At 72.3% G+C, this 11,945-nt stretch carries 12 protein-coding genes; 10 read left to right on the forward strand and 2 right to left on the reverse strand.

All coding sequences use genetic code 11. The features are described 5' to 3' along the window. The first annotated feature begins 120 nt into the window (after positions 1 to 120). The 5 genes from MKK55_RS20240 (at position 121) to greA (ending at position 4,447) form a co-directional block, all read left to right on the forward strand. Entirely contained in the window at positions 121 to 657 is a 537-nt protein-coding gene (locus tag MKK55_RS20240) for a hypothetical protein (RefSeq protein ID WP_147843704.1), read from the forward strand. A 199-nt stretch (positions 658 to 856) separates the two neighbouring features. Then, positions 857 to 2,011: a cell wall hydrolase gene (locus MKK55_RS20245; RefSeq protein ID WP_147862922.1), complete on the forward strand. Its 1,155-nt coding sequence runs from the start codon at positions 857 to 859 to the stop codon at positions 2,009 to 2,011. Between the two features lie 205 nt (positions 2,012 to 2,216). After that, complete coding sequence (locus tag MKK55_RS20250) at positions 2,217 to 2,810, forward strand: hypothetical protein (RefSeq protein WP_243937347.1); 594 nt, start codon at positions 2,217 to 2,219, stop codon at positions 2,808 to 2,810. A gap of 99 nt (positions 2,811 to 2,909) precedes the next feature. Beyond that, entirely contained in the window at positions 2,910 to 3,896 is a 987-nt protein-coding gene (locus tag MKK55_RS20255; protein ID WP_243937348.1) for an MDR family oxidoreductase, read from the forward strand. Between the two features lie 83 nt (positions 3,897 to 3,979). Next, positions 3,980 to 4,447, forward strand: a complete 468-nt coding sequence (gene greA / locus MKK55_RS20260) for a transcription elongation factor GreA (RefSeq protein ID WP_147841914.1) — start codon at positions 3,980 to 3,982, stop codon at positions 4,445 to 4,447. A gap of 21 nt (positions 4,448 to 4,468) precedes the next feature. Here greA and MKK55_RS20265 read toward each other — a convergent pair whose 3' ends face one another. Next, positions 4,469 to 5,362 (reverse strand): LysR family transcriptional regulator, encoded by an 894-nt coding sequence (locus MKK55_RS20265; RefSeq protein WP_243937349.1) that lies wholly within the window; start codon positions 5,360 to 5,362, stop codon positions 4,469 to 4,471. Positions 5,363 to 5,502: 140 nt separating this feature from the next. On the opposite strand from MKK55_RS20265, the gene wrbA reads away from it, so the two are divergent. Further along, entirely contained in the window at positions 5,503 to 6,102 is a 600-nt protein-coding gene (wrbA, locus tag MKK55_RS20270; RefSeq protein ID WP_147728527.1) for an NAD(P)H:quinone oxidoreductase, read from the forward strand. A gap of 177 nt (positions 6,103 to 6,279) precedes the next feature. On the opposite strand, the gene MKK55_RS20275 is transcribed toward wrbA, so the two are convergent. After that, positions 6,280 to 7,293 carry an L-threonylcarbamoyladenylate synthase gene (locus MKK55_RS20275; protein WP_243937350.1) on the reverse strand — a complete coding sequence of 338 codons (1,014 nt, stop codon included), beginning with the start codon at positions 7,291 to 7,293 and terminating at the stop codon, positions 6,280 to 6,282. 144 nt (positions 7,294 to 7,437) lie between these two features. Here MKK55_RS20275 and MKK55_RS20280 point away from each other — a divergent pair, with 144 nt between their 5' ends. The 4 genes from MKK55_RS20280 to MKK55_RS20295 all read left to right on the forward strand — a co-directional run bounded on the left by MKK55_RS20280 (position 7,438) and on the right by MKK55_RS20295 (position 11,886). Then, positions 7,438 to 9,183, forward strand: a complete 1,746-nt coding sequence (locus tag MKK55_RS20280) for an acyl-CoA dehydrogenase (RefSeq protein ID WP_243937351.1) — start codon at positions 7,438 to 7,440, stop codon at positions 9,181 to 9,183. A gap of 202 nt (positions 9,184 to 9,385) precedes the next feature. After that, positions 9,386 to 10,153: an enoyl-CoA hydratase-related protein gene (locus tag MKK55_RS20285; protein ID WP_243937352.1), complete on the forward strand. Its 768-nt coding sequence runs from the start codon at positions 9,386 to 9,388 to the stop codon at positions 10,151 to 10,153. Beyond that, the gene (locus tag MKK55_RS20290; protein ID WP_243937353.1) at positions 10,150 to 10,992 is read left to right on the forward strand and encodes an SDR family NAD(P)-dependent oxidoreductase; all 843 of its coding nucleotides are present in this window, start codon (positions 10,150 to 10,152) and stop codon (positions 10,990 to 10,992) included. The genes MKK55_RS20285 and MKK55_RS20290 overlap by 4 nt, the downstream gene beginning before the upstream one ends. A gap of 33 nt (positions 10,993 to 11,025) precedes the next feature. Then, a complete protein-coding gene (locus MKK55_RS20295; RefSeq protein ID WP_243931801.1) occupies positions 11,026 to 11,886 on the forward strand; it encodes an SDR family oxidoreductase in 861 nt (286 codons plus the stop codon). Positions 11,887 to 11,945: the final 59 nt, after the last annotated feature.

The raw sequence follows: 11,945 nt of genomic DNA on the forward strand, positions 1-11,945 counted from the left end.
GCGATCCGGTGCTGTGGCGCGTAGGCCCGCCACACTACCGACCCGATGCGGGCTCAGGTACCCCGGCAGAACCGCGCGGCCTCGGCCGGGCCCCTTTCGTAACCGCGAAGCCTCGACGCGATGCTCGATCCCGCCACCATCGTCGCGATGCCGGCCCCCGGCCGCGCCTGCGGCGCCTGCACGCTGTGCTGCAAGGTCTACGACGTGCCCGCGGTCGAGAGCGTCGCCGGGCAATGGTGCCGCCACACCCGGGCAGGGCGCGGCTGCGCGATCCACGCCGACCGGCCCGACCATTGCCGCGCCTTCCACTGCCTGTGGATGACGGAGAGCTGGCTCGGCCCCGAGTGGAAGCCCGACCGCGCCAAGATGGTGCTTAGCCTCGATCCGGTGAACCGCAACATGAACGTGCAGGTCGACCCCGGCCAGCCGAAGGCGTGGACGCGCGAGCCGTATTACGGGCAGCTGAAGGCCTGGGCCGCGGCCTCGCTGCCGATGAAGCGCCACGTGCTGGTCCACCTCAACAAGGCGACGACGGTGGTGCTGCCGGACCGGGACGTGCCGCTCGGGACCCTGACGCCCGACGACCGCATCACCATGCGCGAGCGCATGGGCCCGCACGGCCCGACCTTCGACATCGCCGTCGTCCGCGCCGCCTGAGGGCAACCGTCGATCGGGCGCCTTTAACCCCTCCGCAACCATACCGCGCGATAAATCCGCGACCGCCATCCTCGTACCGGAACCAGCCGGGAGGATCGTCGGGCGTGGCTTTTCCAGTACGGGTCGGTTCGGCGTGGGCACGAGACGAGGACGACGCGGACGGGGCCTCATCGGGCTCGGCACCGCCTTCACGCCCTGGATGGCCGGCCTCGGGCTGCTGGTCTCCTTCACGGCGAGCGCCGGCACCGAGACCAGCTTCGGGTCGAGCCGGCTGACCGAGAGCGACGCACGCCTGGTCCCGGCCCTGCCGGCCGGCACCGTGCTGATCGGCGCGAGCCTGCGCCGCGACGGCGCCGGCGCCCTCCTCACCATCGAGCGGGCGGACGCCGTCCGCGCCCGGCGCCGGGTCGGCGACGCGCCGCTGCAGGCCGATCTCAAGGCCGAGGCGCGGGTGTTCCCGATCGTGCAGCGCGGCGGCAAGGGCGATCCGGCGCGCGCGCCGGGCCCGAGCTTCGAGCGCACCGCGGCATCGTTGCGCGAAGCCGGCACGTCGCTGCTCTTCGCCAACCTCACCGGCAACGTCACCGGCCTGCTGACGCCGGGGACCGCCACCTGGAACCCGGACCTCGAGCCGGACGCCGGCTTCGTCCCCGTCCCCGATCTCGGGCTCGGGCGCGCCGACACGGGCACGCCCGGCGACGACGACGCGATCGCCGAAGCCGCGGAGGAACGCCGCGACGACGGCTCGACGCCGCCGGTGCCGCGCGCGGTCGCCCTGTCGTCGACGACGCCGGCGCCGGCCGACGCGACGCCGGTCGAGGTCGCCTCGGCCAGCCTGATGCTGCCGGGCCTCACCATCCGCACCGACCGGACGGAGCCGCCGGTGGCGCAATCGGTCCCCGAGGACGCCCGCCATCGCTACGCCGACCTGATCGGGCCGGACGCCATGGACAAGGAGCAGCGCTGCCTTGCCGAGGCCGTGTACTTCGAATCGCGCAGCGAGCCCGAGGCCGGCCAGGCCGCCGTCGCCCAGGTGGTGCTGAACCGCGTGAAGAGCGGGCTCTACCCGTCGAACGTCTGCGGCGTCGTTTACCAGAACCGACACCGCTACATGGGCTGCCAGTTCTCCTTCGCCTGCGAGGGCAAGGCCCTGCGCATCACCGATTCGGGCTCGTGGGCCACCGCCACCCGCATCGCGCAGTCGGTGATCGAGGGGCGCACCTACCTCGCCGAGGTCGGCGACGCGACGCACTACCATGCCGACTACGTCAAGCCGGGCTGGTCGCGGCGCCTGCGCAAGATGGACGTCATCGGCCGGCACATCTTCTACGAGCTCAAGCCCGGGCAGACGTAGGATTCGAGGACAACCAAAATTCTGCAATTCAATTCATCGAGGATTTACTTACGTAGACGGTAACTACGTACTCCGGATCGAGGGTTAATTTTACCCTACTTTCGGATAGCGCTTGCTTGTACAGCAACCCGACGGCCTCTTGAGCGTCGAGATGTGCGCGCCCTTCGCGTCATCCCTTTCGTTCCGCGTATCAGAGGAAGCCGTCATGACCGCGCCGGTCGCCCGAAACACCCTGCTCTTCGCCGCCCTCGCCGGTGCCGTCCTCGTCGCATCGCCCGCTTCGGCCGGCGGCTGCTACGGCTCCGAATGCTACCGCCACGTCTCGACCCCGCCGGTGTTCGACACCGTGCAGGAGAACGTGCTGGTGCGGCCGCCCCGCACGATCTACCGCACCACGCCGCCGGTCTACGACACCGTGTCGGAGCGGGTGATGGTCTCGCCCGGCGGCCGGACCTGGCAGACCCGGCGCGGGCCCTACGGCGAGCTGATCGGCTGCTGGGTCACCACCCCGCCGCAGTTCACGGTGCAGCACCGCCGCGTGCTGGTGCAGCCGGCCCAGTCGATCCCCGAGACGATCCCGCCGGAATACGCCAGCGTCAGCCGCCGCGTCCTCGTCGCGCCGGCCCGCTCGGGCTGGGTGCCGGTCGGGGGCGGCTACGGTGGCGGCTACCAGGGCGTCGGCTACGGCGGGCCGCGGTTCGGCTCGATCCCGGACGCGCTCGGCATCGCCGGCGCGAGCTCGGCGGATATCGGCGTCGGCCTCGGCTTCTCCTCGGGCAGCCTCTACGACGGCTACTGAGAGCCTCCGCCCGCATCGCCCCGCCGGAGCCCGACCCTCCGGCGGGTTGATTTCGCGCCGCTCCCGCCACAGGTCCCCCGAACGCATCGGGAGGCGAGCATGGCGCGGTTCAAGGCTTGGGTGATCGAGAAGGGCGAGGCCGGCCAGAGCCTGTCCTTCACCGATTTCAACGAGGCCGACCTGATGGACGGCGACGTCACCGTCCGCGTCACCCATTCGTGCCTGAACTACAAGGACGGGCTGGCGATGACCGGCGCGTCGCCGGTGGTGCGCCGTTTCCCGATGATCCCCGGCATCGACTTCTCGGGCGTCGTCGAGGCCTCCGACCACCCCGACTACAAGCCCGGCGACGCGGTGGTTCTCACCGGCTGGGGCGTCGGCGAGACGCATCTGGGCGCCTATGCCGAGAAGGCGCGGGTGAAGGGCGATTGGCTGGTGCCGCTGCCCGCCGGCCTGTCGCCGGAGCAGGCGATGGCGATCGGCACCGCCGGCTACACCGCGATGCTCTGCCTGATGGCGCTCGACGCCCACGGCCTGACCCCGAAGGACGGTCCCGCCCTGGTCACCGGCGCCTCGGGCGGCGTCGGCTCGGTCGCGGTCGCGCTGCTGGCGCGAGCCGGCTGGCACGTGATGGCCTCGACCGGGCGCGCCGGGGAAGCGGAGTATCTCAAGTCCCTCGGCGCCGCCGAGATCGTCGACCGCGACGAGCTCAGCAAGCCCGGCAAGCCGCTCGGCAAGGAGCGCTGGGCCGTGGCCGTCGACGCCGTCGGCTCGACGACGCTCGCCAACGTGCTCGCCCAGACCAAGGCCGACGGAGCGGTCGCCGCCTGCGGCCTGGCGCAGGGCATGGACCTGCCGACCTCGGTCGCCCCCTTCATCCTGCGCGGCGTGTCGCTGCTGGGCATCAACAGCGTGACCACGCCGCAGGCGAAGCGGCGCGCCGCCTGGGCGCGGCTGGCCGACGAGCTCGACCTGCAGAAGCTTGCGGCGATGACGAACCGCGTCGGCCTCGCCGAGGTCGGCGGGCTCGGAGCCGACATCCTCTCGGGCAAGATCCGCGGCCGGACGGTGGTCGAGATCGGCTGACGCGCGACGCCGAACGCCGACCGCCCCGGCGATGAGTCGGCTTCGGAACGGAACCGCGGCGCAAGCCGGGGCATTCTCGACCCATGAGCAGTGCATTCGTTCGCGAGAAGGAGGGCGGGGAAGCCTTCGAGGACCTCCCCGACCGCCCGATCTCCCCCCACACCAACTTCGTCACCCCGGCGGGGCTCGCGCAGATCGAGCAGGAGGTCGCGCGCCTCCAGGCCGAGCAGGCCCAGCTGACGCCCGACGACAAGGCCGACACCGCCCGCGTCACGCGCGACCTGCGCTACTGGACCACGCGGCTCGGCACGGCCCAGCTCGTCGAGACGGTCGAGGGCGACACCGTGCATTTCGGCTCGACGGTGACCGTGCTGCGCGAGGACGACACCCGCCAGACCTTCCACATCGTCGGCGAGGACGAGGCCGATCCGGCCAAGGGCTCGATCGCCTACGTCGCCCCGCTCGCCAAGGCGATCACCGGCAAGAGCGTCGGCGACGTCGTCGAGGTGAACGGGCAGGAAGTCGAGATCACCGAGATCAAGGCCGGCTGATCGTCGGTTCGTCCCGCCCGGCTAAGCCGTTCCGTCGTTCGCCGTACGGCCCTCGATGACCGGGCGCAGCGCGACGACCGCATCGCCGACGAAATCCATGAAGGCCCGGACCCGCACCGAATGGCGCAGGTCCGGGTGCGTCAGCATCCACAGGCCGTCGGCGAAGTGGGGATCGGGTGGCCGCAGCCGGCGCAAACCTGGCCGCCGATCGGCGCTGAGGCAGGGCAGCAGGCCGATGCCGATGCCGGCCTCCACAGCCTCGCACAGGCCGGCGACCGTGTTCAGCTGCATCACGATGCGGTCCGGGTCGCCGTGCTCGGCGACAAAGCGCAGGAACCTGCCGTCGCCGACCTGCTCCGACGGCGCCACCCAATCCGCACGCCGCGGGTCGCGATCCGTATCGTCGGCGCGGCCGTAGAGGGCCCAACCGACGGTCGAGAGGCGGCGCCCGAACAGGTTCTGCGGCGGGTCGTTGCTGGCGCGGACCGCCACGTCGGCATCGCGGCGCGAGAGGTTCAGCGCGTCGTCGGACACCACCACGTCGAGGCGGATCCCCGGGCACTGGGTGCGAAAATCGGCGAGGATCGGCATCAGCAGGTCGGTGACCAGGCCCGACGGCGCGGTGATGCGGAGAAGGCCGGTCGGTTCCGAGGCGCGCCCGGCGACGTCGCGGGCGAAACGCGCGGCGGTCTCCTCCATCGCACCGGCCGCCTCGACCATCGCCATCCCGGCCTGCGTCGCCGCGTAGCCCGCACGCGAGCGCTCGAACAGGCGTGCGCCGACGGACGCCTCGATCGCCGCGAGGCGCCGAAACGCGGTCGAGTGATTGATGCCGAGGCGTGCGGCGGCCGCGGTCAATCCGCCATGGTCGGCGATGGCCTTCACCAGCCGAAAGTCGTCCCAGGGCGTCGCCATCCATCGACCTTGCATTCACGCAAGATCGTTCTTGCAGATCGGGGCATTTGCGCAAAGCCCGGCGGGTACGATCTTCGGGCGAGCGCGAGGCGGCCGCCGATCCCGGCATCGCCGCCCGGCCATGCGAACGGAAGCTGACGATGACGAAGATCCTGGTGCTGTACTATTCGTCCTGGGGCCACGTGGAGCAGCTCGCCCACGCCGCCGCCGAGGGCGCGCGCGAGACCGGCGCCGAGGTGCACGTGAAGCGCGTGCCCGAGCTGGTGCCGGAGGAGGTCGCCAAGCAATCGCATTACAAGCTCGACCAGCCGGCCCCGATCGCGAAGCCCGAGGAGCTGGCCGACTACGACGCGATCATCTTCGGCACGCCGACCCGCTACGGCAACATGGCCGCGCAGATGAAGCAGTTCATCGACCAGACCGGCGGCCTCTGGGCGACGGGCGCCCTCGTCGGCAAGGTCGGCTCGGTGTTCACCTCCACCGGCTCGCAGCATGGCGGGCAGGAGACCACGATCACCAGCTTCCACACCGTGCTGCTGCACCACGGCATGGTGATCGTCGGGCTTCCCTACTCGTTCAAGGGGATGAGCGACGTGCAGACGGTGTCGGGCGGCACGCCCTACGGCGCCAGTACCATCGCCGGCGGCGACGGCTCGCGCCAGCCGATCGCGATCGAGCTCGAGGGGGCGAAGTTCCAGGGCCGGCACGTGGCCGGGATCGCCGCCAAGCTGGCGGGCTGACGCCGTCGAGGGCCGGGCGGTTCGCTGCCTCGGCCCGCCGCTGCCGGAAAAGCGCAAGAAAAAAGGCTCGGATTGCTCCGAGCCTGGAAGGAAAAAGGCCATTGGGGGCTGAACTGGCCTTCGTGATGGGGAAACAGCCCTTGCGACCCCCGGTTCCACGCCGGACGAAAGATTTTTTCAGCGCGGGGCGGCGGCCCGTCCGAGCCGGTCCAGGATCGCCTCGCCAAGGCCGTCGGCGGGGATCCGGCACACCGCTATCGTCGCGGATCCCGACGCGTCGAGGTCGCGCAAGGCGGCGAACAGGCGGGACGCCGCCTCCGTGAGGTCGCCGCGCGGAGAGAGGTTCGAGACCGCGCGCGCGCGCTCGATCCCCACCGGGCGCGACGCACCGAACAGCAGCACCGCCTCCTCGGGCTCGACCACCTCGGCGTCGAGCCGCAACGCAGCCCGCGGCGCGTAGTGCGAGGCCAGGAGGCCGGGGCCGATCGGCCGGGCCGCATCGTCCTGCGCCGGTGCGGCCAACGCCGTCCCGAGCACGGCCGCGATCGCCTCGCGGGTGATGCCGCCGGGCCGGAGCAGCCGCGGCGGGCCGCCGAGGCAGGCGATCACCGTCGATTCGATCCCGACCGGGGTGTCGCCGCCGTCGAGCACGGCCGCGATCCGCCCGTCGAGGTCGGCGAGCACGTGGTCGGCCCGCGTCGGGCTGACCCGGCCCGAGCGATTCGCCGACGGGGCGGCGACGGGGCGGCCGATTGCAGCGAGGAGATCGCGGGCGAGCGGGTTGGCGGGAACCCGCAGCGCCACGCTCGGCAGGCCGGCACGCGCCAGGTCGCACACGGTGGTGCCGCCCGAGGCCGGCACCACCAGGGTGAGCGGTCCCGGCCAGAACGCCTCCGCGAGCCGAAGCGCGTGGTCGTCGAACGTGCCCTGACCCTCGGCGGCGACGCGGCCGGGCAGATGGGCGATCAGCGGGTTGAAGCGCGGGCGCGCCTTCGCCGCGAAGATCCCGGCGACCGCCTCCGCATCGGTGGCGTCGGCGCCGAGGCCGTAGACGGTCTCGGTGGGGAAGGCGACGCAGGCGCCGGCCCGGATCAGGCGCGCCGCCTCCGCCACGCCCGATCCGTCGCCCGGGAGGCGGGCCGTCGGGCGCCGGCCCAAGGCCGGGGCGGGGATTGACGCGAGATCGTTCATATATAAACCATCTCCGGCGGTGACGGCGGGGCCGGTTCGGGCGTATGCCGTCAGCGGAGGGCGTGGGCCTAGCGTGCCCCCGCGCCGACCGTCAAACGAGACGCCGAGGCGCGGTCGAACCGGGCCGGGCGTGAGGAACAGCCGATGAGCTACCGCGCACCCGTGTCCGAGATGGTGTTCACCCTGCAGCACGTCGCCGGGCTCGACGGCACGGGCGCGCTCGGCATCGAGGACGCGGACGCGATCCTCACCGAGGCCGGACGCCTCGCAGCCGACGTGCTCGCCCCGCTGAACCGCATCGGCGACCGGCACGGCGCGACGCTCGCGGACGGCGTCGTCACCACGGCGCCGGGATTCGCGGACGCCTACAGGACATTCGTCGCCGGCGGCTGGAACGGGCTCACCGCCGACCCGGACCATGGCGGGCAGGGCCTGCCGCAGGTGCTCGACGCGGCCTGCACTGAGATGTGGAACGGCGCCAACCTCGCCTTCGGCCTGTGCCCGCTGCTCACCGCCGGCGGCATCGAGGCGCTGGCGGCGCACGGCTCGGAGGATCTGAAGGCGCGCTACCTCGGCAAGCTTGTCTCCGGCGAGTGGACCGCGACGATGAACCTGACCGAGCCGCAGGCCGGCTCGGACCTGGCCGCGATCCGCACCCGCGCGGAGCCGGCCGGCGACGGCAGCTACCGCATCGTCGGCTCGAAGATCTACATCACCTACGGCGCCCACGACATGGCCGAGAACATCGTCCACCTCGTGCTCGCCCGCCTGAAGGATGCGCCCGCGGGCACCCGCGGCATCTCGCTGTTCCTGGTGCCGAAGGTGCTCCCCGACGGGTCGGAGAACGACCTGCGCTGCTCGGGCCTGGAGCACAAGCTCGGCATCCACGCCTCGCCGACCTGCTCGATGGCCTTCGGCGACAACGGCGGCGCCGTCGGCTGGCTGATCGGCGAGGCGAATCGCGGGCTCGCCTGCATGTTCACGATGATGAACAACGCCCGCCTCAATGTCGGGCTGCAGGGCGTGGGCATCGCCGAGGCGGCGACGCAGCGGGCGCTGGCCTACGCTCGCGAGCGCCGGCAGGGAAAAGCGCCGGGCTCCGCCGAGACGAGCCCGATCGTCGCCCATCCGGACGTGCAGCGCATGCTGCTGACGATGAAGGCCTGCACCGCGGCCGCGCGCGGCATCTGCTACCTGACCGCGGCCGCCCTCGACGCGGCCGAGGGGCCGGAGGGTAAGGCGGCGCTCGACCGCGCCTCGCTGCTGACGCCGGTGGCCAAGGCGTTCTCGACCGACATCGCCAACGAGGTCGCCTCCCTCGGCGTGCAGGTGCACGGCGGCATGGGCTTCGTCGAGGAGACCGGCGCGGCGCAAGCGATGCGCGACGCCCGCATCCTCGGGATCTACGAGGGCACCAACGGCATCCAGGCGATCGACCTCACCGGGCGCAAGCTCCCGTTGAACGACGGCGCCACGGTGCGCGCGCAGATCGCCGCCATGCGCCGGGTCGCCGAAGCTCTGCTCAAGGCCGCCGACCCGGCCCTCGGCCACGCGCCGGCGCGGCTGCGCGCCGGCATCGAGGCCCTCGACCGTGCCACCAGCCACCAGCTGGCGAGCCTGAGGTCCAACCGGCCCGACGCGGCCCTCGCCGGCGCGACGCCGTACCTGCGGCTGTTCGGCCTGGCCCAGGGCGCGGCCTGCCTCGCCCGCGAGGCGCTGGCCGCCCGCGCCGCGCTGAAGGCGGGCGAGACCGATCCGGCGCACGCCGCGCGGATCGCGCTCGCGCGCTTCTTCGCCGAGAACCTGCTGCCGGCCGCCGACGGGCTGGCCCAGGTGGTGATCGACGGCGGCGGGTTCCTGGACGATGCGGCCGCAATTCTGGTGGCATGACGCAAGCCTTCCGCCCGTCATTCCGGGTCCGCGATGCGGAGACCGGAATCCAGAACCGCAGGTGGCACCTCATCGAGCCCGGCCAGCGGCTCCGGATCCCGGGCGCACCTTCGGCGCCCCGGGATGGCGGGTCTGGAACGGAAACGGTGACATCGATCGGTCGCTGGCGAGGCCTGGAACGAATGATCAGGGGGAGGCGGAGATGAGCGAGCACGTGGCGATCACCGACGGCGCGGACGGCGTCCGGTCGATCACGCTGAACCGGCCCGAGAAGAAGAACGCGCTCACCGGGGCGATGTACGACGCGATGCGCGAGGCGCTGGCCTCGGCCGACGCGTCGGATGCCGTCGGCGCGGTGGTGTTCTCCGGGGTGCCCGGCATCTTCTGCGCCGGCAACGACATCGCCGACTTCGTCTCGCGGGCGGAAAAGGCGTTCAGCGAGGCGCCCTCGCTCCGCTTCATCCGGCAGCTCGCGCGCACGGCGACGCCGATGGTCGCGGCGGTCGACGGGATCGCCGTCGGCATCGGCACGACGCTGACGCTGCACTGCGACCTCGTCTACGCCAGCCCGGCGGCGCGCTTCCGCATGCCCTTCGTCGAGCTCGGCCTCGTGCCGGAGGCGGCCTCGAGCTACCTGCTGCCGCGGCGGATCGGCCGCCTGAAGGCGACCGAGCTGCTGCTGCTCTCGGAGATGTTCGGCGCGGATGCGGCCGAATCGCTCGGGCTCGTCAACGCGGTGATGCCCTCCGACATGCTGCTGGAGCACGCCCTCGGCCAGGCCGCGCGCCTCGCCGCCCTGCCGCGCGGCGCGCTCGCCGCCTCGCGAAAGCTGATCCGCGGGGACCAGGCCGCGGTCGAGGCGGCGCTGGACGCCGAGGCCGAGGCGTTCGACCGGCAGCTGCGCACGGAGGAGGCACAGGGCGCGTTCCGGGCATTCCTCGCCCGGTCGAAGCCCGGCCCGAGGCCGTGACGCCCGACCTCGGCCAGAAGATCTGCCTCGTCGCGGGCGCCTCGCGCGGCGTCGGGCGGGGCATCGCCCGGGCGCTCGGCGAGGCGGGCGCCACGGTGGTCGTCACCGCCCGGTCGAGCGAGACCGGGCCGCGCACCGAGCAGCGCGCCGAATCGATCGAGGACACCAGCCGCGAGGTCGACGCCGCCGGCGGCGAGGGCCATCACTACCTCTGCGACCACACCAGCGAGCGCGCCGTCGACGCGCTCGTCCACTGGACCCTGCGCCGCTTCGGCCGCATCGACGTCGCGGTCTCGAGCGTCTGGGGCGGCAACGAGGGCTACGACGGCGAGCGCTACCCGGACGGGACCGGATGGGGCACGCCGTTCTGGCGCCGCTCGGCCGAGCCGTTCGCGGAATTCGCCCGCGTCGGCCCCTACCCCGGTTTGCTGCTCGCCCGCGCCGTGGCGCCGGCGATGATCGCGGCGGGATCGGGCCTGATCGCGCTGGTCTCCTTCGGCACCGAGGAGGGCTACCTCGGCGACGTCTACTACGACCTTGCCAAGGCGACGACGAACCGCCTCGCCTTCGCCTTCGGGGAGGAGCTGCGCCCGCACGGCGTCACCGCGCTCGCCCTCTCGCCGGGCTTCGTGCGGACCGAGCGCGTCTGCGACCTCGGGCAGGGCGCGCTCGCCACCGAGAGCCCGCTCTATGCCGGTCGCGCGCTGGCGGCGCTCGCCGCAGACCCCGACGTGATCGCCCGGTCGGGCCGGGTGATCCACGCCGGCGACATCGCGGCGGAATACGGTTTCACGGATGCCGACGGGGCGCAGCCCGCCCGCTTCCGGATCAAGCCCTGACACGCAACGCCCGACCCACGCGCGGAGGAAGCGATGACCGGTACCCTGGCCGACAAGACCCTGTTCATCACCGGCGCCTCGCGCGGCATCGGGCTCGCCATCGGCCTGCGCGCGGCCCGCGACGGGGCCAACGTGGTGATCGCGGCCAAGACCGAGACGCCCCACCCCAAGCTCGAGGGCACGATCCACACCGCCGCCGCCGCGATCGAGGCGGCCGGCGGCCGGGCGCTGCCGCTGGTGGTCGACGTGCGCGACGAGGATTCGGTGCGCGACGCCTTCGCGCGCGCCGCGGAGACGTTCGGCGGCGTCGACATCGTGGTCAACAACGCCAGCGCGATCTCGCTGACCCCGACGCGCCAAACCGAGATGAAGCGCTTCGACCTGATGCATCAGATCAACACGCGCGGGACCTACATGGTCTCGAAATACGCGCTTCCCTATCTGGAAAAGGCGCAGAACCCGCACATCCTGATGCTGTCGCCGCCGCTCGACATGGCGGAGAAGTGGTTCTCGCCGCACCTCGCCTACACGATGGCGAAGTTCGGGATGTCGCTGTGCGTGCTCGGCCTCGCCGGCGAGCTGCGCAAGGCCGGCATCGCGGTGAACGCGCTGTGGCCGCGCACCACCATCGCGACGGCGGCGGTCAACAACCTGCTCGGCGGCGAGGCGCTGATGCGGGCGAGCCGCACCCCCGAGATCATCGCCGACGCGGCCCATACCCTGTTTCTGAAGCCGGCTCGCGAGATCACCGGCCAATTCCTGATCGACGACACGTTCCTGTCGCAGAACGGCGTCACGGATTTCTCGCAATACCGCGTCACCGCGGGCGTGCCCCTTGCGCCGGACTTCTTCGTGCCGGATGCAAGCGCGCCGCCGCCCCACGCGCTCGACTGAGCGCGTTCGTCCCTGAACGGCGCTCGCGTGAGCGCCCCCGCCCATGACGGCGCTCGACA

It is taken from the genome of Methylobacterium sp. J-059, assembly GCF_022829485.1.
Lineage (GTDB): Bacteria > Pseudomonadota > Alphaproteobacteria > Rhizobiales > Beijerinckiaceae > Methylobacterium.